Here is a 23871-nt window from a genome sequence, read left to right as displayed (position 1 = left end):
TTTAAAAAGTCTAGTCCCGATTCGCTTATGGGCAAAAGCGACTACGCACGGTAAAATCGCACGGCAATTACCGAGCCTCGACACAAAAGTCTTCTTTTCTATGCGGCGCTCGCTCACAAAGAGTAGAGTATAGTTTCTTTGGCTTTTTCATAAAATTCTTTAGTTTGTTTTCGTAAGCCATAGCCGCCATAAGGCAAGAAGAAATGTAGTATTTTTGGCTATAGCAGGATTTTTCTGCAGCTTTAAACGATTGTACGAATTTGTCTTCAAAGCATAAGATACCTCCTAACAAAAGACACCTTTGTTTGTCTATTTTGCAGGCTTTGTTCGCATAAAAATACGCCTGTTCCGATCGTGTTTCGTAGTAATCGCCCAAGAGTTCGCAACAGCGTGCCGAGCCTTTGTCGCATGCCTGCTTGTAAAGTTTTATTGCCCGTTGTGGCTTGTTGTTTTCTTTTAAAACTTTTCCGTAAAGCGCGCAGGCATCTTGGTTTCCGTCTTCGCGCATCGTGCTTAAAATTTCAGCGGCTTTTTTGTAGTCTTTGCTTTTCGTATGGATTCTGCCTTGTATCAAACAAGCGTCAAAATCGCCGTTTATACATAGTTTTCCTAGATTTTCTACAGCATTTTTGCGCGTCTTTTTGCTCGCAGCTATTTACGTATTCGCTAAATTTCTTATTCCAAAGCTCTTTTTGTTTAGCATTTAGTTATTCTGCTCGGCTAGCTACCGTAAAAACAAGCAAAATCGCAAATGTAACAGAAAATAAATTTTTCATTTTTATCCTTTTAATCTTTGATGCCGTTTTCGTAGTTAGGCAAAAATTTGCCGTAAAATTTCTACTCGAATATAATTTTTCTAAATATGCATCAGATAATGAATATCGCTTCGGTTTAAAATACAAGCCAAAAACATCAAAGGCAAATCTAGATCTAAATTAGGTTAAAAAACTCGAATCAAATTTGATTTAATACAAAGGCTATTACGGCTTTGTTACCGGTAAAAAAGTACGAGAAGGCGGAGTATTTTTAGCTTTTTTGCAAAAGTCGTTTTTCATATAAGGCGCTTGTTTACAAAGCTTAATATATAATTTTCTTGGTGCTTCAATAAGACTTGCTACTATGCTATGCTGATAGGTTAAATCCGCCATCAGGCAAGAGATAATATTATATTTTTGGCTATAGCAGGATTTCTCGAAAGCATAAAACGCGTCAATGTATTCGCCCGCTTCTCGTAGTACGAGTCCATGTCCATAGCACATTTTCTCGTTCATTGCACAAGCTTGTTTCGTATAGAAATACGCCTGCTCCATATCTTCCCTGTAGTAGTAACGACCAAGAAGATCGCATCCGCGAGCGGAGCCTTTATCGCATGCTTGATTAAAAAGCTCCACGGCTCGCTTTGACTCTCCTTTTTCTCTAAATACGCCTCCGTAAAGCGCGCAGGCGTCTTGATTCCCGCTTTCGCACATCGGGCTTAAAATTTTAGCCGCTTTTTCAAAGTCTTTGTACTTTTTGTTTATTGAGTAGATGTTACCTAGTATCAAGCAGGCGTTTAAATTTTTTTCGGCGCATAATTTATCTAGATTTTCCATTGATTCTTGCATAATTTTTTCGTCGTTTTCTATCTCGCCTTCTTTATGCATCGAAAAAATTTGTTCGCAGGCTAGGGCGTCTTTTTGTTGGCAGAGATTTGCGTATTTATTGAACTGCTTAGCAAAAAGCTCTTTTTGTTTGGCATCAAATTCCTCAGCTCGGCTAGCTGCCGTAAAAACAAGCAAAACAGCGAATGTTGCATAAAATAAATTTTTCATTTTTATCCTTTTAATTTTTATACTTTTATACTGCGGCTGAGTAAATTTTACCGAAAAAATCCGTTTTGGCATAAATTTTTCTAGACATACGCAAACAACAATATCCAAAAGCTAGTTTTCGTGCTGATTTAAATGATACTACGAGCATAATCCGTTTTGCGCTTCTAAGCCAAGGCGGATTAGCAAGCAAGGCATGTAAAATAACTCATCAAAGCTCTCTTTTTAGAGTAAATTTATAAAACGCAAAACCGCGTATGCGCGTTTTGCGCAAGTCGCTCAAATTTAACTACTTTATAAACCCGACCTGCGGTAAAATTTCAGCCAGCGCCGCATCCTTTTTCTCGTTAAATTTGACCTTGTTCTGCTCGAAAAGATTGTTTCCGTGCGCATCGATCGAGACGATGAGCGGACCAAACTCCTTCACGCGGCACTTCCACAGCGTCTCAGGCATCCCAAGCTCCGTCCAGTCCGCGCTTTCGATCTGCTCGACCTGCGTCGCGGCCACCACCGCGCAGCCTGCCGGAAATACGCAGTGTATCGCGCCAAACTCCTTGCAGCCGCTCATCGTGACCTCGCCCATACCGCCTTTGCCCACGATCAGGCGCACGCCCGTTTTAGCGATAAACTCGCGCTCAAATTTCTCCATTCGCATGCTGGTAGTCGGCCCCACCGAGACCATCTCAAAGCTTTTATCGCCCGTTTTTCTGATGATCGGTCCAGCGTGCAGGATCGCGCCGCCTGCTATATTTAGCGGTAGGTCGCGACCCTCCTGCACGACGCGTCTGTGCGGCACGTCGCGGCAGGTGACGATGTGCCCGCTGAGGTATATCACGTCGCCGATTTTGATGTCGGCCAGATCCTCGGCCTTGATCGGCGTGGTTAAAATTTTCTTACTCATAGCGCGAACTCCTTGTGCGATTTTACGGCAAAATTTAGCCCCGCGTCCCAGACGATGTGGCCTTTGCGGTGCGACCAGCAGCCCACGTTTACGGCGACGGCGATGACGCTGGGGTGGCGGGCGCAGTTTTCGATATGCACGCCCATCACAGAGCTTGCGCCGCTCATGCCTTGCGGGCCCAGGCCGATTTTATTTATGCCCTCTTCGAGTAGCTTTTCGGTTAGCGCGGCGCGCTCGTTTGGGTTTTGCGAGCCAAGCGGCCTCATCAGCGCTTTTTTAGATAGCAAGGATGCCACGTCGATCGAGGTGCCCACGCCTACGCCCACTAGCAGCGGAGGACAGGCGTTTATGCCGTAGCTCGTCATTATATCCATGACGAATTTTACGACTCCCTCGTAGCCCATCCCCGGCATCAGCACGGTTGCCTTGCCGGGCAGGCTACAGCCGCCGCCCGCCATATAGGTGTGGATCTCGCACTCGCCGCTATCTGACACGATCTCCCAAAAGACGCTCGGCGTGCCCTTGCCGACGTTTTTGCCGGTGTTGTACTCGTCAAACGTCTCGACGCTGTTATGGCGCAGCGGAGCCTCGCGCGTCGCCCTCAGTACAGCCTCTCGTAGTAGCTCCTCAAGCTCGCCTATGAGCGGGAAGTTCGCGCCGCAACGCACGAAAAACTGGATCACGCCCGTATCCTGACAGGACGGACGGTCTAGCTGCTTAGCCAGGCGCTGGTTTTCAAACATCGTTTCGTAGATCTCCTTCGCTAGTGGCTGCGTCTCGCGCTCGCTAAGCTCCCGCAGCTTCGTAGTTACGTCGTCGGGCAACACCTTGCCCGTGTAGCCGACGAATTTAGCCATGACCTCGGTCATCTTTTGCACGGCTTTTTGTTTATCCATCGCTTCTCCTTTTTTCAAATTTTTCATAGACGCCCGCTAGGACGCAGCCTGCAGCATAGCAGAGCAAATCGGCAAAATCAAACGTCCCGCCGATCATTACTTTTAAAATTTTATTTTCTATGCCTAAAATTTGCACCACGCCATAATACTGCGCAAGCTCCAAAGCTGCCGCAAACGCGAAAATTTTAAGCGGCAAATTTGACGGCGGCGTGCTAAATGCAGCCCGAGCCAAAGCATAAAGCAAGATAACGGCCAAAACATCGCCCGCGTAGTGGCGCACGAAACCGCCCTTCACGCAGATCGCGATATAAATTTCTACCGCTAAAATCAGGACCGCCGCGGCTAAAAACGCTAGCCTCGTTCGCGCGCTTTGCTTTGTTTTCGCCTTTTGCACGAGCTTTTTAGCGTACTTCGGCCTAGCCTTTTGCTTGTTTAAATTTTCCTCTCGCAACGCTTTCCTTTTAAATTTAGCTTTTAAATTTGACCCGCGCGGCGGCGTAAATTTAAAGATGATTTATCAGGCTCGCGTTATACGCGGCGCCAAAGCCGTTGTCTATATTTACGACGCTCACGCCGTTTGCGCAGCTGTTTAGCATCGCTAGCAGCGCCGCCAGCCCGCCAAAGCTCGCTCCGTATCCCACGCTGGTGGGCACCGCGATCACCGGCACGCTCACGAGGCCTGCTAATACGCTAGCAAGTGCGCCCTCCATGCCAGCAACGGCGATGACGACCTTTGCACCACGTATCTCGTCGATCTTTGCTATCAGCCTATGTAGTCCTGCCACGCCAACATCGGTAAATTTTCTCACATCGTTGCCTAAGAATTTTGCCGTCTCATAGGCCTCCTCCACGACTGCACCATCGGCAGTTCCGGCAGAGACTATCGAGATGTAGCTTTTTGTGGGTGCTAGTTCTTTAAATTTGACGCTAATCACCCTGCCACGAGCATTAAAATTTGCCTGCGGAAAGATCTCACGTATGCGTTCAAAAACATTCTCATTTGTTCTTGTGATTAGGATATTTTCATTTTTTTCGCCGATCGCACTAGCAATTTGCAAAATTTCATCATCTGTTTTATTTGCCCCATATATCACCTCACCAGTACCATTTCGCAAAGCACGCTGAGTGTCGATCTTGGCGCATCCGATGTCATTAAATGGATAGTTTTTTAGATACTTTAGCGCATCTTGCTCGCTCATCTTGCCATTTTTTATACTGGCGATAAATTCTAAAATTTCAGCCTCGCTCATGCCAAAACATCCTCTCTAAGCCCCTTTAGATCAAGCATCACCTCTGCTGCGCCAAGTGCTACTAGCTCTTTAACGATAGACTTAAATTTCACATCGTTTAAAAAGCTTTGCATGCTAGAAAATGGCATTTGCAGCTTCATTTTTTTATCATCAAGCCTTGCTCGCACATTTGCGTAGCCACTTTTTATCAGTAAATTTTCAGCCGCCTCTACTAAATTTAGCTCATCTATGCTTATCTCTTTTTCATGCGGCAAACGAGTTAGCAAGCATGCATAGCTTGGCTTTTCAGCAGTTGCTAAATTTAGCTCACGTGAGAGTTCGCGGATCTCAAATTTGCTCAAATTTAAAAGCGGAGAAAGCACGCCAAGCTCTTCTTTTGCCTTAAGCCCTGGGCGATATTCGCCAAGATCATCTTTGTTTGTGCCGTCAGCCAAATTTGTAAAACCTAGCTCATTTGCGCGCGCAAGAAGCCTTGAAAAAACTGCTTTTTTGCAAAGATAACAGCGATTTTGCGGATTGAGCTTGATCTCATCAGCGATGCCTACCTCAAATATCTCGTGCCTGATGCCATAAAATTTAGCAAATTCTACCGCCTCGTCTATCTCTCGCAAAGACATGTAGGGCGATTTTACCGTGAGTGCTAGCGTATTTTCGCCAAGCACGTCCGCAGCGACCTTTAGCAGTAGCGAGCTATCCACGCCGCCGCTAAAAGCAATGGCTAAATTTCCTAGCTTTTTTATATCATTTTTTAGAATTTCTAACTTCGTCATACTTTTTAAAAATTTCTTTTTTTACCTGAAATATTGATGTTTTATGCGCAAGTGCAGCGCTTTTGCACTCTTCAAACTCAGGCTTTACCTTTTCATCATCGCCTGAAATTTTTAGTCTTATATCGCCAAATTTCGTCTCAACACTTACAAATTTTCGCTTTAGCTCGGTTTTTATGACATCTATCTCACGAACGCCGATAGCCGTCGTGTGCGTAAATATAAGCTCTTTTATCTTTTTCGCATCTTCGTTGCGGCACAAGACATTTAGCTCAAAGCCGATGCGCCCTTTTTTCATATAGATAGAGTGGCTAAAGACGTCTAGAGCGCCATTTTCACGTAAAATTTCACATGCAAAGGCAAAGCTTTCCGCGTCCATGTCATCTATGTTTGTAGATATCATTTTTTGCACCAAATTTTGGCTCTCATCCACCTCGCAGATCATCGCGCGAAGGGCATTTGCAAAATTTGGAGCGTTCTTTTCACCAGCTCCATAAGCTACTTTTTCTATTTTGAAATTTATATCGCTTACAAACTCATCTACGCATGCTTTTAGTATCGCCGCACCTGTTGGTGTAGTCATCTCAAAATTTGCTCTGCCAAGACTTACAGGCACGCCCTTTAAAATTTCACAAACGGCAGGCGCTGGGACATTTAGAGTGCCGTGGTCGCACTTTGCTACGCCACCGCCAAGCTCGATCTTTGAGCTAAAAACTCTTGAAATGCCAAAATTTTTATATAGATACTCAAGGCAGATCGCGGCCCCTACGACATCTACTATGCTATCAACCGCTCCAACCTCATGAAAATGCACCTCATCGATGCTAACTGCATGCACCTTTGCCTCAGCCTGCGCGATCACATGAAATATCGCAGCGGCCTTTTTCTTGCAAAATTCGCTCAAATTTGAGCTAGCTAAAATTTGCTTGATATCAGCGTAGCTTCTAGCGTGAGGTTGCGAATTTAGCAAGACAACGTCTATTTTGGTCGCAGCAATGCCGTTTTTTACTACATTTTTTCGCTCCAGGCGAAATTCTCCGCTCAAATTTAACTTCTCTAGCTCAGAGCAAAGATAGTCAAAATCCACGCCAAGCCCAACAAGAGCAGCTAAATTCATATCACCGCTGATGCCACAGCTTGCGTCATAATATAAAATTTTAGCCAAGCTTAAACCTTAGGCACAGTCATAGAGCCAAACGGCAAGATGATTATTTTTGCGTTTGCACCTTTTTGTGCTAGTGCCTCATCTATAGCCTTTTGTAGGTCGTGATATGGCTTTAAATGTACGGCTTTCATCTCATCATCGCTTAGATCAGTCACAGCCCAAGTCTGCGCCCAGAGCGAAATTTCAGCCATTTTAGCAGCCTTGTGGTAGCCAAGCTTAAAGCCAGAATTTATCTTTTCAAGCACCTTTTTTGGCGTGTCGGCCGATGCCATAAGGTCAAAAAAAGGTTTTGGGCCGATGCCTGTGCGGCATTTTGCGACCATTATTAAAATTCCATCCTTTGCAAGCGCTAGTTTGCCGTTATCTAACGCCTTTTGCGCCTGATAAAGATCAACATCCATAGGATAAGGCGCTACCGAGATCACGATGTCGGCTTTTTGTGGGATATTTACGCAAAAGACCTCATCAGCCTTTTTAACGCAGTCATAAAAACTATCATTTAGATCGCCAGCACTTGCGTAATAGACGCCATGTTCGCTATCAAGCACCGTCTGTATAGAAAAGACATCGATGTTTGAAAGCACCTTCATCGCATCGATCATATCTTCATGCACAGGGTTGCCCTCAAGGCGCAGTGCCTGAGCGTCAGGACTAAGAGCTAGTTTGTGGTTTTGCGTGATGCTCTCGTATGAGGCAGTGCCTGGCAAAAACGCCTTTCTACCGCCAGTGTAGCCAGCAAAATAGTGCGGCTCGACTGAACCTATAACGATCACTTTTTTAGCTTCGGCAACGATTTTGTTTAGATACATCTGCGTGCCGTTTTTGCTCTCGCCTAAAAATACCATCTCATCGTGCTTTGAATCGTGGTCATGAACCTCGTTTTTGGCTCTAATTTCAGGGTAAATTTCTTTAGAAAATATCATATTGTATTCATCTAGCGTACCCTCTCTGTGGCAGCCGGTGGCGATGATAAAAATTTTATTTTTATCGCGAAGTTTTGGATAAATTTGCTTTAAAATTTTAGCAGTTGGCGTAGGCCTTGTGCCGTCATTTACGATGATAACGATCTTTTCATCGCCGGCGATAAACTCATCAAAGCTTTTTTGGTTTATTGGATTTGCCAAAGCCTTTGCGATGAGCGCTGCTTCGTCAAATTTAGCAACTTTGTTTGGGTCAAAAACTCCAAGCAGGTTTTTCTCGTCTATTTTTAAATTTATGTGGTCGTCTTTGCCATAAGCGATAGGGATTTGCATGTTTGCTCCTTAAGCAGATTTATTAATTTTTAGTCTTAGGATTATATATCAAATTTTCTTTTAAATGCATTTAGATCGATTAAATTTGACTAGCGGCGCATCAAATTTGGTTAAATATATGATTAATACTTACAAATGTATTTTTAATTTTTTTATTAGTATTTAATTTTAATATTTATATAATCGCGGCGTAATTTCCAAAAAGGAGAAAAAATGGAATTTCTAACCAGTTTGAGTGAAAGCACTCAGTTCACTCTCCAACTAATCGTAGTGCTCGGATGTCTATTCTACGGTGCTAAAAAAGGCGGTATGGCGCTAGGTGTACTAGGCGGCATCGGTCTTGTTATCTTGGTATTTGCATTCGGTATGAAGCCTGGCAAACCGGCAGTAGACGTCATCCTAACGATCCTAGCCGTCGTCGTAGCATCTGCTACGCTTCAAGCTGCTGGTGGTCTTGATGTTATGCTTCAGATCGCTGAAAAAGCGCTTAGAAAGCATCCAAAACTAGTCTGTTATCTTGCGCCGATTTGCGGCTGGACACTAACGGTGCTATGTGGTACTGGTCACACAGTTTATACACTTTTACCGATCATCTATGATGTATCAATGAAAAGCGGTATCCGTCCGGAAAGACCGCTGGCTGCGACTACGATCTCGTCACAACTTGCTATTATCGCAAGCCCTGTTTCAGTTGCTGGTGTGTCTATGGTTGCTGTTCTTCTTGGTACTGGCACAGTTCATATTGAGGGCTTTACAAGCTATGTTGATCTATTAAAAGTTACCATTCCTTCTACATTTTTGGGCGTGCTCTGTATAGGAACTTACTCAGTATTTAGAGGCAAGGATCTTGATAAAGACCCAGAATTTCAGGCAAAAATAGCCGATCCAGAACAAAAAAAATATATATATGGTTCTGATGAGTCTCATTCGCTAATCGGCGTAAAACTTCCTGCTAAACAGTGGAACGTGATGTGGATATTCCTAGCTACTATCGCTATCGTGGCGGTTCTAGGCTACTATAAACAACTCCGCCCTAGCTGGACTAGCGACGTCCCTGGCAAATCTATCGAAATTGTAGTAGATAAAAAAGTAGTTAAAAACATCACCGTAAAAGACGGTCAAGTAGTATCTACCGTAGATGATAGCAAAGTCGTCTCAAACGTAAAAGACAATAAAGTAAAAGACGCTACTAAATTTACGAATGTAGAAGTTCTAGATAAAGACAAAAAAGTAACTCAAACTATCGTACTTCAAGACGGCAACGTCGTCATAACCAAAGAGGGTAAAACCGAAACCGTCGCAAACGCTAGTATCGTAGTAAAAGATACTATGAAAAAGACTGCGCCCCTAGGTATGGTCGATACGATCCAAATTTTCATGCTACTGGCCGCGTCCATCATGATGATCTACTCAGGCATCAAGGCTGCTAAGATCGCTCAAAACGAGATCTTCCACAGCGGTATGGTCGCGCTCGTAGCGATCTACGGCATCAGCTGGATGGCTGAAACAATGTTCCACTCTCACATCGAGATGCTAAAAGGCTCGCTAGGAGAGGTGATGAGAGCCTATCCGTGGATGTATATCGTAGTAGGTATGCTGATTTCTAAGTTCCTAAACTCTCAAGCTGCTGCTGCTGCGACTTTCGTGCCGCTTGCTGTTCAGATCGGCATTGATCCAGGTGTTATTATTGCGTTTGCAACTGCTTGCTATGGATACTTCATTCTACCAACATATCCAAGCGACCTTGCAGCTGTTCAGTTTGACCGCTCAGGTACAACACATATTGGCAAATATGTAATCAACCACAGCTTTATCATCCCAGGCTTTATCGGCGTGTTTAGTTCGTGTGCAGTGGGTTGGGTGTTAGCTAACCTATACGGATTTATTAAATAATCTTGCTTTTAGACAAGCTGCTTTTGCGGCTTGTCTTTTCCCTTTATACTTCGTTGGAAACTCGGTCGGCTTCGGTCACGGACGACTAGTCCGCTCCCTTGCCTCCGTCGTTTCCGCCTCGTCTCCTCGTAGCGAAATCTCGTTACGAGCGCTTGCGCGAAGTAAAAAGAAAAAATACTTCGCCTTTTTATTTTAATAGCTTGTCTCGCGAGTGCTTTTTGCGGATTTCGTTAAAATTTGACTGGGTAAGCTATATGCCTTATCTTTGTCAAATTTTAACTTCTTCTGCTTGCAGCTGCGAGCTTGCGAAGCAGAAAACTCGAAAAATCATCTCGCGATACTTCGCCTCGATTTCTTATAATCAAATTTCAAATTTGCAAATTTTACTCGCCGAGACCCGTATCTTGAAAATGTCAAATTTGATTCGGCCAGATTTTGATGCTGCTCTGCTTTCCTGTCAAGGGGGAAGGGGCTTGAATTGCGAAGTCGCTCCCTTCCCCCTTGACAATCCCCCATCCCCTACGACGCTTTTAAGGTGGCGACACTGCTTTGCCTTGCAGGCAAAGCGTCGCGGGCTTGAAAGCAAATTTTTAAAATTTTTATTTAAATTTTACCAAAGTAAATTTTGACATTTTCAAGATTCGGGTCTCGGCAGGTAAAATGCTAAAATTTATCCAAATTTGAGCGGCGCAAATTTGATCTCAAATTTAACTTCAAATTTACAGCCAAAAAGTCAAATTTAAATTTCACTTCAGTCTATCGCCGAATTTTTGTTTGTCGCTCATATAGACGAAGCTTAGCACCTCGGCGACGGCGCGAAAGAGCTCCGCAGGTATCATATCGTTCACCTCGCACATCTTGTATAGTTCGCGCGCTAGCGGCGGATTTTCGACGATTTTGACGTTGTTTTCTACTCCGATTTGCTTGATGCGAAGCGCTAGAAAATCCACGCCCTTAGCTAGGATCACGGGCGCTTTTTCCTTTGTTTTGTCGTAGCGAAGGGCGACGGCGTAGTGGGTCGGGTTTGTGATGATGACGTCTGCTTGCGGGATATTTTGCATCATTCTGTTGCGCGCGGCTCGCATTTGCAGCTGACGGATGCGACCTTTGACCTGCGGGTCGCCCTCCATCTGCTTGTATTCGTCCTTGATCTCCTGCTTGCTCATTCTTAGGTCGCGAAAATACTGAAAACGCACGATCAGTACGTCAAGAAGCCCGATGATAAACATCACGATGAGCATCACGGCGGCTAGAATCAGCATTTTTTCTTTTAGCCACGCTAGCTGCGCCGCCATCGAGAAAAAGAGCGTATGCGGTAGCTCTTTGATAAAGCTTAAAAACATCAAAAATCCGACCGTGAAAACCGCCGTGACCTTGAGCACCATTTTGATGCCATCTATCAGTTTTTTGAGTGAAAAGAGATTTTTGAGCCCTTTTATCGGGTTGATTTTGTTTAAATTTGGCTCCAAAGGCTTGGTCGTAAATATAAATCCAAACTGCATGAGGTTGGCGACGACGCCCGCGATTGCGATGCAAACGGCGATGGGTAGGATGATGAGCAGCGTGCGAAATATCGTCGTAATCGCGACGCTAAAGAGCAGCTTGCGCGTAAACTCCTGGCCGATTAGGCTCTGATAGTAGTTATACAGCGTGAAAAACTGATCGCCAATGAAGCCAAGAAGCGCCACAACGACGAAGATCGCGACCGCGAGCGTGACGAAGCCCGCGAGGTCTTGGCTTTTGGGGACGTTGCCGTCCTTGCGCGCGTCTTCGATCTTTTTGGAGGTGGGTTCTTCGGTTTTTTCCTGATCTTCGCCTGCCATCTTTTTCCTGAGCTTGCTTAAATTTGGGCGATTATAGCCAAAACAAGGTTAAACTATCCGCCAAAGTCGCCTTTTGCACGTGAAAAAAATAAGGCATTTTTGGCTAAAATTAGCAAAAATAAGGAGACGCAAAATGTCATTTTTAGATGGATTATTTAACATTTTTAAAGCTAAAAAACCACCAAAAAGCGATGAAGAGCTACTTTTAGACGAGTATGCAAGCATTTACACCGAGATAAAAGAGAAAAATTTAAACGAATACGACTTTTTATGTGAGCTCATACGATCGCTCTCTTTTTCAAGAGCTAGGCGCTATGACTTTTGCCTTGAAAAATGCCTAGCTGAGGGCGACGCCGAGGCGCTAAATGATCTCATTTTTCAATACGCTAAGCTAAATTTACTCCCGGGCTGCAGCGGCGGATATGACCAGTGCGAAAAGCTCATACCAGCGTTTTTTGCTATCGCTTGCGGCGACACAGATAGTATGGCAAGGATCTTTCCAAAAGGCCTGCCGCCTAGCAAAAACGGCTATAAATTTATATGCGTCATGCACGATCTGCTCACAGCGATGCTTTGGCAAGATGAAAATTTACTTGCCCCTGCCCTAGAAAAAGCACGCACTTTTGCAGAGTCCAAAAAGCCAGCAAACGAAAGAGAGGCAGTTAAATTTGTACTAGCCTTGCATGAAAAAGATACGGCTGCCATGAGCGAACATTTGCAGAAATTTTGCTCCACTTTTGGCAGGACGGAGGCGCCTAAATTTGAAAAGCGCCTCTACATCTTCGCACACGGACTTCACGCACTAGCGCGTTACTTTTTGCCATTTGAGCTCTTTAAAAAGATAAAGCTACCAAAAAACGAAAATTTCAGTAAATTTTACGCACAAAGGCTCTTTCAAAATGAAATTCCAAAGCCAAAACTCTATTTTACTTTGCCGCCTGAGTTTGAACTGATAAATGTGATATTAAGCGCACCAGCAGCCAAAACACTCATAGATCAGCCGCATTTGCCAAACGATAAAACATTTTTCCTAGATCATACCTCTATGATAAGAAATTTAGCAGACGATATCACAATGAGCTTAAAATAATAAAAGAGGTCGAGCTAGTTTTTAAAGAGGCTGAAAATTTAGCGTAAAAGCATGCAAATACTGACGAGAATGAGTTTTTAAAAAGTTATTCATTCGCTTGTTTATAGGCTTTACGACTTTAAATTTGAATTTTTCTCGAAACTGCTTAAAAAACGACGACATGGATGAGCTTGCCGGGCTTACGCGCCTCTACGGCATAAGTTGCTTCTTTTATCCGCGAAGGGCTTTTGAGTGTCTATTTGATTTTTTATATAGGCTTCTTATTTTTCTTAGTTTTTGCTTCAAAAATGTTAAATTCGGGCGATTATACCTAAAACGAAGTACTCGTAAAACAGGAATACTGCCGTAAATTTGATAAGGAAATTTAATAATTTATACTATCTAATAATAATAAATAAGATATATTTTATCTTAAATAATTATAAATACTTAAAAATAATTTCTAATAAACAATAAAATTTATTTGTATTTAACCTAAAAAACATTACAATCACATTCTAATTTTATTTTCAAAGGAGCATTTAATGAAAATCAAGTCCGTTTTACTAGGTTCAGCGGTGCTGGCAACTGCGCTAAGCGCTCAAAATTTGATCCAAGACGCACTAGATACGGGTCTAGTCGCTATCCCTAGCGATCCAAAAGCGCTAATCAAGGCGATAAACGAAGCTTCTCCGGATGCTGAGAAGTACCCAACCACTATGGCTGCGTATGAGCTTGGCAAGAGGCTTTATTTTGATCCGAGATTATCAAAATCCGGCATCATTAGCTGCAACACCTGTCACAACTTAGGCCTAGGCGGAGCAGACGGCGTACCTGCATCTACCGGCCACAAATGGACTCCAAACCTCATCACGTAAATGCTCCGACTGTTTATAACTCGGTATTTAACTCGGTGCAGTTCTGGGACGGACGCGCCGCTCACCTAGCCGCTCAGGCTGCCGGCCCGATGACTGCAATGCCGGAGATGGCATCTACCCCAGAGTTAGTCGAGCAGAGGCTAAAATCTATCCCTGCCTATGTGAGCGAGTTTAAAGCTGCGTTTAATAGCGATGTGAGCTTTGAGTTAGTAACGACGGCCATAGGTATCTTTGAAAGAACGCTCGTAACTCCGTCTAGATTCGATAAATTTTTAGAAGGCGACGAGGCTGCACTAAGCGGTGCTGAGAAAAAAGGCCTAAAAACCTTCATCGACAAAGGCTGCGCCACATGTCACAACGGTATAAATTTGGGCGGTACTTTGCAGCCGTTTGAGGTTGCGGGCAAATACGAATTTGCAAATTTGGGCGACTTTAAAGGCGACGCAAATGGCCTAGTAAAAGCTCCTACACTGCGCAATATCGAGCTAACGGCTCCATATTTCCACAACGGTGCGGTTTGGTCGCTAAAAGATGCCGTCAAGATGATGGGTAGCGTACAGTTAGGTATCGAGATAAATGATAAAGAAGCTGCCGATATAGTGACGTTTTTAAATTCATTAACAGGCAAAATGCCTAAAGTCGAATATCCGTCATTTCCTGCATCTACCGAAAAGACCCCAAAACCGGAACTCGACTACTAAACTAAACAAAAAGGCGGATAAATTTCCGCCTCATTCAACTTAAATTTATAAATTTTTGGGTATTATCCGTCTCTTACAACCAACAAAGCTCCCCAAGTCTTTTGAAATCCAAAAGCGCTTTTTGGTCTTACCAAATTTAGAAAGGTAGAGTATGTCAAAATACGCTATATTTAAGCATGGCGGTAAGCAATATCGTGTTAGCGAGGGCGAGTTCCTTAAGCTAGATCACTTTAGCGCTGAAGCTAAATCAACTGTTGAAATTACAGAAGTTCTAGCTGTAAACGACGGCGAAGTAAAGGTAGGTGCGCCATTTGTTAAGGGTGCAAAAGTTGTTCTTGAGGTCATTAATGAAGGCAAAGACAAAAAAGTAGTTATCTACAAAAAACGCAGACGTAAAGACTCAAAACTAAAACGCGGCTTTAGAAGACAGTTTACACGCGTAAAAGTCGTAAGTATCGCAGCTTAAGGAGATAAGAAATGGCACACAAAAAAGGTCAAGGCTCAACCCAGAATAACCGAGATAGTATCGGACGACGCTTAGGCGTTAAAAAATTCGGCGGCGAATTCGTTCGTGCGGGCAACATCATCATCCGCCAGCGCGGCACCGCTACTCACGCGGGCAGCAACGTCGGTCTAGGCAAAGATCACACGATTTTCGCTCTAATCGACGGTTTCGTTAAATTCGAAAGACTAGATAAAAATAGAAAAAAAGTTTCAGTTTATCCTGCTGCGTAATCCTTGGGGCGAAAGCCCCTTTTTCTTTTAAAATCATCCAAATTTTTAAAATCCAAAAAAGCTTTTATATAACAAAAATGATCCTCACATCGTTCGTCAAATTTTAAAATTTGACCATTTGTATTGTGCTAATAACGATGCTTGGCAAATCGTTTGAACTTTTCGGCAAATCAAATTTTAATCAATAAACCGATATAATCCGAAAATTTCGCAAAATAACAAACTAAAAATAATAGAATAAAATTTAAAAACTAAGGCAAAAAATGTTTATAGATAGCGTAAATTTAACTCTAAGCTCGGGTCACGGCGGGGCCGGCTCGGTGAGCTTTCGCCGCGAAAAGCACGTGATTCTAGGCGGACCGGATGGCGGCGACGGCGGCGACGGCGGGGATGTGTATTTCGTCGCTGATAACAACACACACACGCTAGCGGCTTATAAAGGCAAAAAGGCCATGCGCGCGCAAAACGGCGAGGCGGGCACGGGGCGCAGAATGCACGGCAAAAGAGGCGAGCACCTAGAGCTCATCGTGCCTCCCGGTACCGCGGTGCTGGACGCCGAGACGGGCGAGTTACTCTGCGATTTAACGAGCGAGGGGCAGCGCGAGCTATTTTTAAAAGGCGGCAAGGGCGGGCTTGGCAACGTACATTTTAAAAGCTCGATCAATCAAGCCCCAGAATACGCGCAAAAAGGCCTCGAAGGCGAGACGCGCGAGGTGCGACTGGAGCTTAAGCTCATCGCCGACGTGGGACTCGTAGGCTTTCCAAATGTTGGTAAAAGCACGCTTATCTCGACCGTCTCAAATGCCAAGCCTCAGATCGCAAACTACGAGTTTACCACTCTCACGCCAAAACTCGGCCTCGTCGAGGTCGATGAATACAGCGGCTTTGTCATAGCCGATATTCCGGGCATTATCGAGGGCGCAAGCGAGGGGCGCGGTCTTGGCGTGCAGTTTTTAAAACACGTCGAGCGCACGAAAATTTTGCTTTTTATGCTCGATCTTGCGAACTACCGTAGTCTCGAGGAGCAGTTTGACGCGCTGAGGGCCGAGACGGCGAAATTTTCCGGCGAGCTTGCACAAAGAGACTACGCGATCGCTCTAACCCGCGCGGACGCGGCAGAAAATTTGCAGGAAAAATTTGACGCGTTTTTATCGCATTTGGGGCTTTCTGGCACGGCTGGCGAGATGAAATTTAAGCAAGACATTTATGAATTTAACGCCGCCAAGCCGTTTTTTGTAATACCGATATCTTCGGCGACTGGGCAAAATATAAACGAGCTAAAATTCAACCTGCTTGAACTACTTAAAAAGGAGCTTTGAGCTATGAGCGAGAAAAAATCTAGCATAGTTTTTATGGGTACGCCCGAATACGCGGCTAAAATTTTACGCGCGCTTGCGGAGGCGAAATTTGAGATCGCGGCCGTATTTACGCAGCCCGACAAGCCTGTGGGCAGGAAGCAAATTTTAACTCCGAGCGAAGTTAAAATTTATGCGCAGCAGCACCTTCCAGCTGCACCAATCTTTCAGCCCGTTAGCTTAAAAGATGAGGCGATCGCGGCTCAGATAAAAGAGCTAAAGCCTGATTTTATCGTGGTTGCGGCGTACGGTAAAATTTTGCCGCAAGCCGTCCTTGATATCGCGCCTTGCATAAACCTGCACGCCTCGATCCTGCCCAAATACCGCGGCGCAAGCCCCATTCAAAGCGCGATTTTGGCCGGCGAGAAGCAGACTGGCGTGACGGCGATGCTGATGGACGCGGGGCTTGACACGGGCGATATGCTTGATTTTGATTACACGCCTTGCGAGGATAAAACGGCAGCGCAACTATTTGACGAGCTGGGGGATCTGGCGGGCGAGCTGATAGTGCGAGTGTTGCTAAATTTTGCAAATTTAAAGCCGCTAAAGCAGGACGACGCGCAGGCCACGCACTGCAAAAAAATAGTAAAATCCGACGGACTTTTTGGCTTTGAACAGAGTGCGGAGCAAATTTATAATAAATTTAGAGCGCTGACGCCTTGGCCGGGGATTTATCTAGCTAGCGGACTCAAAATTTTGGAACTAGAGCTTTTGCGCGAATCTAGCGCGCGTAAATTTGAACGTGCAGGCGAAATTTTAAGCGTCGACAAGCTCGGCTTTTACGTCGCGTGCGGCAAGGGTACGGTTAAGATCGCGAAGGTGCAAGAGCCGGGCAAAAAGCCGGTGGACGCTAGCGCGTATCTAAACGGCAAACGGCTTGGCGTCGGCGATATAGCGTCGTAAATTTGAATTAAATCAAGCGTCTGTCGTATAAATTTAACGTAAACTCAAAAGGAACTAAATTTGAGAATAGAGTTCGCAGATAGCGTCCCCTCTACGCAAAAAGTTCTGGTCGAAGGACTGCGAAACGGCGAAATACAGCCGCCTTTTGCGCTCGTGGCAAAAGAGCAGACGCAGGGCATCGGCAGCAGAAACAACACGTGGAGCGGGCTGGAGGGCAATCTGTTTTTTTCATTTTGCATGAGCGAGACGGCGCTGCCCGCCGACCTAAAAGGCGAATCGGCATCGATTTACTTTTCGATGATAATGCGCGAAGTGCTCGCGGCTCGCGGCTCGCAAATCTGGCTAAAATGGCCTAATGATTTTTATGTCGGCGACAAAAAAATCGGCGGAACCTTGACGACGAGAGTCGGCGAAGTTTACGTTTGCGGCATGGGTATAAATCTAAAAAATGCGCCAGAAAATGCTGGAATTTTAGATATAGAGGTAAGTCCTAGCGCTGCGGTCGGGGAGTTTTGCAAAAGGCTACAAGCAGCTCCGTCTTGGGCTGAAATTTTTAAAAAATTTGAGAGCGAATTTAAAAAATCAAGAGAATTTATCACGCACTTTGATGGCGAAGAGATGTCGCTTAAATACGCAAAACTCCTGCCTGACGGCTCTTTAGACATAGAGGGACGAAGAGTTTTTTCTCTTAGATAAATATGCTTAAATTTGACGTAAAATTTAATATTTTTGCGAAATATCGGCAGGGACGCGCTACTAAATTCTTTCAGAAATTTTAAAGCCGAAACTAAACTTGGCCAAAGTAAGTTTTTTGTAAAATTAATCAATTAAAAACAAAATTTGGATATTATCATGTGTGAAATTATAACTATTGCAAACCAAAAAGGCGGCGTCGGAAAGACGACCACCGCGGTAAATTTGGCCGCATCGCTAGCGGTAGCTGAAAAAAAAGTTCTACTCATCGACATAGATCCGCAGGCTAATGCGACTACTGGTATGGGCTTTAGCAGAAACGACTACGAGTACAATATCTATCACGTTTTAACAGGCCGTAAAAAACTCTCGCAAATCGTCCTAAAAACCGAAATCCCGACGCTTTTTCTAGCTCCTTCAAACATCGGTCTTGTAGGCATCGAGCAAGAGCTAAGCGAGCAGAGTAAAGACTATCAAAAGATACTAAAGACCAAGATTGAAGAAGTTAAGGGGCAGTACGATTTTATTATAATCGATAGTCCTCCGGCACTTGGCAGTATTACAGTAAATGCCCTAAGCGCTAGCGATAGCGTGATAATCCCTATCCAGTGCGAATTTTATGCATTAGAGGGCTTGGCGCAGATATTAAATACCATAAAAATAATCAAACAAACGATTAATAAAAAACTAACTATAAAAGGCTTTTTGCCTACTATGTATAGTTCGCAAAATAACTTAGCAAAAGAAACCGTTGCAAATTTAAAGCAGCATTTTGAAGATAAACTGTTTAAAAACAAGGATATAAGTGATGAGTTCGTGGTGGTGCCGCGAAACGTGAAGCTCGCCGAAAGTCCGAGTTTTGGTAAGCCGGTGATTTTATACGACATAAAATCGCCTGGCTCAGTAGCGTATCAAAATTTAGCATGTTGTATTTTAGGATAACTAATGGCTAAAAAAGGCGGACTAGGGCGCGGACTAGAGGCGATTTTGGGCGATGTTGAGCTGGCGTATAAGGCTGAAATAAGTGAAGGTAATAGTGATATAATAAAAGACATAGACCTTGAACTAATTACTGAAAATCCGTATCAGCCGCGTAAAAATTTCGACGAAACGGCACTAAGGGAGCTTAGTGAAAGCATCAAAAGACACGGTCTCATACAGCCTATCATAGTTATAGAAAAAGACGGCGGATATATGCTGATCGCAGGCGAAAGGAGATTTCGCGCGACTAAGCTACTGGGCGAAAGTAAGATAAAGGCCATAGTCGCCGACATCGAGAGTCAAAGTTTACGCGAACTAGCTCTCATAGAAAACATCCAAAGAGAAGACTTAAATCCTATTGAGCTCGCAAATTCCTATAAAGAACTTATAGATGAATATAAAATTACGCAGGATGGGCTCGCAAACATTATTCATAAAAGTAGGGTTCAGATAACAAATACCATGCGGCTCTTGAGTCTCAGTTCTGCAACCCAAGAGTATATAAAAGAGGGTAAACTGACGCAAGGGCATGCTAAAGTCATTGTAGGTCTTGAGCCAAACGATGAAAAAACGGCAGTCGATACTATAATTGGACAACGCCTTAGCGTACGCGAGACTGAAAATCTGGTAAAAAATTTAAAAAATAAATTACCGTCTAAAACTGTGCTTAAGCTAGATGAAAGATATCTCGAAAGACTTGTAAATTTGAAAGAGATTTTTTCCAAATTTGACGTACCGGTTAAGATAAAAGGAAACAAAATCACTATTGAATTTGGTGATATAGCGGATATCGATAGGTTAATAAACAAGATAAAATAAAAATATTTATTTAAATTTAGCTTATTTTATCCTTTTTTTTTGTAAAATAAGCACGATTTTATTATGCTTAAGAAAATATTAAACTTTAAGGAGATTTGATGTTGGAAATTAATTTGCCGTTAGTCGTCCTGACGGCAGTTATTTTTCTAGGGCTTATCGCCGTTTTAAATTCCATCCTTTACAAGCCTCTACTTAAATTTATAGACGCTAGGAACGATGCGATAAAAAACGACGAAGAGAGCGCTAGCAAAAATACGAGCGATCTTGGCGTGTACGAAGCGCAGATAGAACAGCTCATAGCTACCGCAAGGAGCGAAGCGAGCAAGATCAAGCAGGAAGCTATCAATGCGGCAAAAGACGCTGCTGCTAAGATAGTGAACGAAAGACGCGGAGTTTTGGAGGCTGATTATGATGCTTTTATCCAAAATTTAAACACTCAAAAGAGCGATTTTAGAGCTGACTTGCAACAAAAATTGCCTGAACTTCAAGCCGCTTTAAAAGCAAAACTTGCAAGGATTTAATATGAAAAGCAAAATTTTACTTTTATTATGTCCTTTTGTTTTGATGGCGGACGGCGGATACGACATAGTGCCTAGAACTATAAACTTTATCGTTTTTGCCGCTATTTTGTATTATTTTATAGCAAACCCTATCAAAAATGCTTACAAGGGAAGAATTGCCGGTATCGCGGCGAGGCTTGATAATATCGAGCAAAAACTAAAAGACTCAAAGGCTAAAAAAGACGACGCTCTAAGACGTGTAGAAGAGGCTAAGGCAAACGCTGCTAGCCTGGTAGAGACCGCTAGAAAAGAGGCTGTTTTAATCTCTGATCGCATCAAAGAAGAGACAAGACAAGAGGTCGCAAATTTGGAAAAAAGCTTCCAGGATCAAAAAGAATTTGAAAAAAGACGCATGGTTAAGTCCGTTGTGGGCGAAATTTTAAATGAAATTTTCGCAAGCGACAGTGTAAAAATGGATCAAAGCGAGCTTATCAATATTATGCTTAAGAGGGTCGGCTAATGAAAGAACTTATCGCAAAAAAATACGTAAAAGCCCTAGTTAGCGACCTTAGCAAGGATGAGTTTAATAACTTTACCGCCAAGCTACAAGAGATCGCAAACGCATTCGCAAATGAAAAATTTCAAAACATCATCGTTTCACCAAATTTAAAAAATAGCCAAAAAGCGGATTTTGTTCTATCTTTAGTCGGCGAGGCGGATCAGAAATTTGTAAATTTCATAAAACTGCTTGGCGAAAATAAAAGACTTGATATTTTGCCTAATATCGTTTCGGAGCTTTTAGCGCAAAAGTCAAAAATGGATAATGTTTTTTACGGCAAAATTTACGGCGGCTCGCAGATCAGTCAGGCTCAAATTTCAGAGCTTGAAAGTAGCTTTTCTAAAAGATTTAACGCAAAAATCATTTTAGAGCCGGTAAAAAGCGACTATAACGGCATTAAGATCGAGCTAGACGATTTGGGTGTGGAGGCTAGTTTTTCGGTAGATAGGCTAAAAGCCCAAATGAGCGAATACATATTAAAAGCAATATAAAGGAGAAAAAGCGTGAGTGCAAAAATAAAAGCAGATGAAATCAGCGCCATCATCAAGGAAAGGATTGAAAATTTCAGCCTTAATGTCGATGTAAATGAGACGGGCAAAGTTATATCCGTAGCCGACGGCGTTGCTAACGTTTACGGTCTAAAAAACGTTATGGCCGGCGAGATGGTCGAGTTTGAAAACGGTGAAAAAGGCATGGCTCTAAACCTTGAGGAAAGTAGTGTCGGTATCGTTATTTTGGGTAAAACGGACGGCATAAGAGAGGGTTCTAGCGTAAAACGCCTAGCTAAACTTTTGCGCGTTCCAGTAGGCGATGCGCTAATAGGTCGCGTCGTAAACTCGCTCGGCGAGCCGATAGATGCTAAAGGTCCTATCGAGGCTAGCGAAACTAGATTTGTCGAGGAAAAAGCAAAAGGTATTATGGCTAGAAAAAGCGTTCATGAGCCGCTTCAAACAGGTATCAAGGCTATCGATGCGCTAGTGCCGATCGGTCGCGGACAACGCGAGCTCATCATTGGTGACCGCCAAACCGGTAAAACCACCGTCGCAATAGATACCATCATCAACCAAAAAGGTCAAGATGTTATTTGTATCTACGTCGCGATCGGACAAAAACAATCAACAGTCGCACAAGTAGTTAAAAAGCTTGAAGAGTACGGTGCTATGGAGTACACTATCGTCGTAAATGCAGGCGCATCAGACGCTGCCGCGCTTCAATACTTAGCTCCATATGCGGGCGTAACAATGGGCGAATATTTTAGAGATAATTCTCGCCATGCCCTAATCATCTATGACGATCTGTCAAAGCACGCCGTCGCATACCGCGAAATGAGCTTGATTCTTCGCAGACCGCCGGGCCGCGAGGCTTATCCAGGCGACGTTTTCTATCTACACTCTCGCTTGCTAGAGCGCGCATCTAAGCTAAATGATAAGCTGGGCGCAGGTTCTCTAACAGCGCTTCCTATTATCGAGACGCAAGCTGGCGACGTTTCTGCGTATATTCCAACAAACGTTATTTCTATTACTGACGGTCAAATTTTCCTTGAGTCCGATTTATTTAACTCAGGTATCCGCCCTGCGATCAACGTCGGTCTTTCGGTTTCTCGCGTCGGTGGTGCGGCTCAGATAAAGGCAACCAAACAAGTTTCTGGAACATTGAGACTTGACCTTGCGCAATACCGCGAACTTCAAGCGTTTGCACAGTTTGCGAGTGACCTAGACGAAAGCTCTAGAAAACAGCTCGAGCGCGGTCAGAGGATGGTCGAGGTGTTAAAACAGCCTCCTTATAGCCCACTAGCCGTTGAAAAGCAAGTCGTTATTATCTTTGCCGGTACGAAAGGCTACTTAGATGATATCCCGACTGTAGCGGTTACAAAATTTGAAGCTGAGCTATATCCTTATGTTGAGGCGAAATATCCTGAAATTTTCGAGCAAATTCGAACTAAAAAAGTACTCGATAAAGAAATTGAGGAACTTTTGCATAAGGCGCTAAAAGACTTTAAAGCGACGTTTGCTGCTAATTAAGGCTAGAATATGTCAAATTTAAAAGATATAAAACGAAAGATCAAGAGCGTCCAAAACACCCAAAAGACAACGCGCGCGATGAAGCTGGTGTCTACAGCCAAACTTCGCAAGGCTGAAGAGGCAGCTCGTCACTCTAGGGTTTATGCGCTCAAGATCAACGAAGTTTTATCTGAAATTGCCTATAAAATCAACCAATATCGCTCCGTAAACGCCGAGAGTAAATTTTTCGACGTTAAGGAGAATATCGAGAAGGTTGATATTATATTCGTCACCGCAGACAAGGGTCTTTGCGGCGGTTTTAATATTCAGACTATTAAAACCGTTAGAAATATGATTAACGAATTTAAGGCGAAAAAAGTAAAGATAAGACTCCGCGCGGTAGGTAAAAAAGGTATAGAATTTTTTAGCTTCCAGGGTATAAATTTGCTTGAAAAATACGTCGGCGTGAGCTCGTCTCCGACCTATGAGAAAGCTCAAAATATCATAAAAGACGCGATAGACGACTTCATAAGCGGTGCGACGGATAAGGTTATTTTGGTACATAACGGCTACAATAATATGATCTCTCAACAAATTCGTATAAACGATATCGTGCCGGTCGAGCCGCCGAAACTCGTCGAAGTCGAGACGAATTCTTTGATGGAATTTGAGCCGAGCGACGACGGTAAAATTTTAAACGAACTACTTACGAAGTATTTCGAGTATAGTATGTATTACGCTTTAGTTGATAGCCTTGCGGCAGAGCACAGCGCTAGAATGCAGGCGATGGATAATGCGACTAATAACGCTAAAGAGCGCGTCGCGCAGCTAAAACTATCGTATAACAAGGCTCGCCAAGAGTCTATCACCACTGAGCTTATCGAGATCATCAGTGGCGTCGAATCAATGAAATAATTAAGGA

At 43.7% G+C, this 23871-nt stretch carries 24 protein-coding genes and 1 pseudogene; 15 read left to right on the top strand and 10 right to left on the bottom strand.

What is annotated here, in order from left to right:
- Positions 1 to 67: 67 nt before the first annotated feature.
- From CSUNSWCD_RS06080 to CSUNSWCD_RS06040, 9 genes are all read right to left on the bottom strand, one after another.
- Positions 68 to 574: an SEL1-like repeat protein gene (locus CSUNSWCD_RS06080; protein WP_034964472.1), complete on the bottom strand. Its 507-nt coding sequence runs from the start codon at positions 572 to 574 to the stop codon at positions 68 to 70.
- 406 nt (positions 575 to 980) lie between these two features.
- Positions 981 to 1811, bottom strand: coding sequence for a tetratricopeptide repeat protein (locus tag CSUNSWCD_RS10895; protein ID WP_009494980.1), 831 nt, complete (start codon positions 1809 to 1811; stop codon positions 981 to 983).
- Between the two features lie 286 nt (positions 1812 to 2097).
- Positions 2098 to 2709, bottom strand: a complete 612-nt coding sequence (ttdB, locus tag CSUNSWCD_RS06070; protein ID WP_009494979.1) for a L(+)-tartrate dehydratase subunit beta — start codon at positions 2707 to 2709, stop codon at positions 2098 to 2100.
- Positions 2706 to 3605: a L(+)-tartrate dehydratase subunit alpha gene (ttdA, locus tag CSUNSWCD_RS06065; protein WP_009494978.1), complete on the bottom strand. Its 900-nt coding sequence runs from the start codon at positions 3603 to 3605 to the stop codon at positions 2706 to 2708. The genes ttdB and ttdA overlap by 4 nt, the downstream gene beginning before the upstream one ends.
- Positions 3598 to 4056, bottom strand: coding sequence for a ribosomal maturation YjgA family protein (locus tag CSUNSWCD_RS06060; protein ID WP_009494977.1), 459 nt, complete (start codon positions 4054 to 4056; stop codon positions 3598 to 3600). The genes ttdA and CSUNSWCD_RS06060 overlap by 8 nt, the downstream gene beginning before the upstream one ends.
- A gap of 52 nt (positions 4057 to 4108) precedes the next feature.
- The gene (gene larB, locus CSUNSWCD_RS06055) at positions 4109 to 4855 is read right to left on the bottom strand and encodes a nickel pincer cofactor biosynthesis protein LarB (RefSeq protein ID WP_009494976.1); all 747 of its coding nucleotides are present in this window, start codon (positions 4853 to 4855) and stop codon (positions 4109 to 4111) included.
- A complete protein-coding gene (larE, locus tag CSUNSWCD_RS06050; protein ID WP_009494975.1) occupies positions 4852 to 5625 on the bottom strand; it encodes an ATP-dependent sacrificial sulfur transferase LarE in 774 nt (257 codons plus the stop codon). Before larE ends, larB begins: the two co-directional genes overlap by 4 nt.
- Positions 5597 to 6787 (bottom strand): nickel pincer cofactor biosynthesis protein LarC, encoded by a 1191-nt coding sequence (gene larC / locus CSUNSWCD_RS06045; RefSeq protein ID WP_009494974.1) that lies wholly within the window; start codon positions 6785 to 6787, stop codon positions 5597 to 5599. Before larC ends, larE begins: the two co-directional genes overlap by 29 nt.
- Before the next feature lie 2 nt (positions 6788 to 6789).
- On the bottom strand, positions 6790 to 8040 hold the full coding sequence (locus CSUNSWCD_RS06040) for a lactate racemase domain-containing protein (protein WP_009494973.1): 1251 nt from the start codon (positions 8038 to 8040) through the stop codon (positions 6790 to 6792).
- A 213-nt stretch (positions 8041 to 8253) separates the two neighbouring features.
- Here CSUNSWCD_RS06040 and CSUNSWCD_RS06035 point away from each other — a divergent pair, with 213 nt between their 5' ends.
- Positions 8254 to 9933, top strand: coding sequence for an anaerobic C4-dicarboxylate transporter (locus tag CSUNSWCD_RS06035; RefSeq protein ID WP_009494972.1), 1680 nt, complete (start codon positions 8254 to 8256; stop codon positions 9931 to 9933).
- A 746-nt stretch (positions 9934 to 10679) separates the two neighbouring features.
- On the opposite strand, the gene flhB is transcribed toward CSUNSWCD_RS06035, so the two are convergent.
- The gene (gene flhB / locus CSUNSWCD_RS06030) at positions 10680 to 11756 is read right to left on the bottom strand and encodes a flagellar biosynthesis protein FlhB (RefSeq protein ID WP_009494970.1); all 1077 of its coding nucleotides are present in this window, start codon (positions 11754 to 11756) and stop codon (positions 10680 to 10682) included.
- 133 nt (positions 11757 to 11889) lie between these two features.
- Here flhB and CSUNSWCD_RS06025 point away from each other — a divergent pair, with 133 nt between their 5' ends.
- The 14 genes and pseudogenes from CSUNSWCD_RS06025 to atpG all read left to right on the top strand — a co-directional run bounded on the left by CSUNSWCD_RS06025 (position 11890) and on the right by atpG (position 23864).
- Positions 11890 to 12846, top strand: a complete 957-nt coding sequence (locus CSUNSWCD_RS06025; RefSeq protein ID WP_009494969.1) for a hypothetical protein — start codon at positions 11890 to 11892, stop codon at positions 12844 to 12846.
- Between the two features lie 524 nt (positions 12847 to 13370).
- Positions 13371 to 14404 (top strand): annotated as a pseudogene (locus CSUNSWCD_RS06020) (cytochrome-c peroxidase).
- A gap of 151 nt (positions 14405 to 14555) precedes the next feature.
- Positions 14556 to 14870 carry a 50S ribosomal protein L21 gene (rplU, locus tag CSUNSWCD_RS06015; RefSeq protein ID WP_009494965.1) on the top strand — a complete coding sequence of 105 codons (315 nt, stop codon included), beginning with the start codon at positions 14556 to 14558 and terminating at the stop codon, positions 14868 to 14870.
- 11 nt (positions 14871 to 14881) lie between these two features.
- Positions 14882 to 15139, top strand: a complete 258-nt coding sequence (gene rpmA, locus CSUNSWCD_RS06010; protein ID WP_002943616.1) for a 50S ribosomal protein L27 — start codon at positions 14882 to 14884, stop codon at positions 15137 to 15139.
- A gap of 263 nt (positions 15140 to 15402) precedes the next feature.
- On the top strand, positions 15403 to 16458 hold the full coding sequence (gene obgE, locus CSUNSWCD_RS06005) for a GTPase ObgE (RefSeq protein WP_009494964.1): 1056 nt from the start codon (positions 15403 to 15405) through the stop codon (positions 16456 to 16458).
- 3 nt (positions 16459 to 16461) lie between these two features.
- Positions 16462 to 17397, top strand: a complete 936-nt coding sequence (fmt, locus tag CSUNSWCD_RS06000) for a methionyl-tRNA formyltransferase (protein ID WP_009494963.1) — start codon at positions 16462 to 16464, stop codon at positions 17395 to 17397.
- A gap of 60 nt (positions 17398 to 17457) precedes the next feature.
- Positions 17458 to 18093 (top strand): biotin--[acetyl-CoA-carboxylase] ligase, encoded by a 636-nt coding sequence (locus CSUNSWCD_RS05995; protein ID WP_009494962.1) that lies wholly within the window; start codon positions 17458 to 17460, stop codon positions 18091 to 18093.
- A gap of 156 nt (positions 18094 to 18249) precedes the next feature.
- Entirely contained in the window at positions 18250 to 19032 is a 783-nt protein-coding gene (locus CSUNSWCD_RS05990; protein ID WP_009494961.1) for a ParA family protein, read from the top strand.
- Between the two features lie 3 nt (positions 19033 to 19035).
- Complete coding sequence (locus tag CSUNSWCD_RS05985; RefSeq protein WP_009494960.1) at positions 19036 to 19890, top strand: ParB/RepB/Spo0J family partition protein; 855 nt, start codon at positions 19036 to 19038, stop codon at positions 19888 to 19890.
- Positions 19891 to 19988: 98 nt separating this feature from the next.
- Positions 19989 to 20411 (top strand): FoF1 ATP synthase subunit B', encoded by a 423-nt coding sequence (locus tag CSUNSWCD_RS05980; protein ID WP_009494959.1) that lies wholly within the window; start codon positions 19989 to 19991, stop codon positions 20409 to 20411.
- A 1-nt stretch (position 20412) separates the two neighbouring features.
- A complete protein-coding gene (locus CSUNSWCD_RS05975; RefSeq protein ID WP_009494958.1) occupies positions 20413 to 20910 on the top strand; it encodes a F0F1 ATP synthase subunit B in 498 nt (165 codons plus the stop codon).
- The gene (locus tag CSUNSWCD_RS05970; protein ID WP_009494957.1) at positions 20910 to 21440 is read left to right on the top strand and encodes a F0F1 ATP synthase subunit delta; all 531 of its coding nucleotides are present in this window, start codon (positions 20910 to 20912) and stop codon (positions 21438 to 21440) included. Before CSUNSWCD_RS05975 ends, CSUNSWCD_RS05970 begins: the two co-directional genes overlap by 1 nt.
- A gap of 12 nt (positions 21441 to 21452) precedes the next feature.
- The gene (gene atpA / locus CSUNSWCD_RS05965; RefSeq protein WP_009494956.1) at positions 21453 to 22970 is read left to right on the top strand and encodes a F0F1 ATP synthase subunit alpha; all 1518 of its coding nucleotides are present in this window, start codon (positions 21453 to 21455) and stop codon (positions 22968 to 22970) included.
- A gap of 9 nt (positions 22971 to 22979) precedes the next feature.
- A complete protein-coding gene (gene atpG, locus CSUNSWCD_RS05960) occupies positions 22980 to 23864 on the top strand; it encodes an ATP synthase F1 subunit gamma (RefSeq protein ID WP_009494955.1) in 885 nt (294 codons plus the stop codon).
- Positions 23865 to 23871 lie beyond the last annotated feature (7 nt).

It is taken from the genome of Campylobacter showae CSUNSWCD, from assembly GCF_000313615.1.
Taxonomy (GTDB): domain Bacteria; phylum Campylobacterota; class Campylobacteria; order Campylobacterales; family Campylobacteraceae; genus Campylobacter_A; species Campylobacter_A showae_A.
This window is presented reverse-complemented; position numbering and strand designations above follow the sequence as displayed.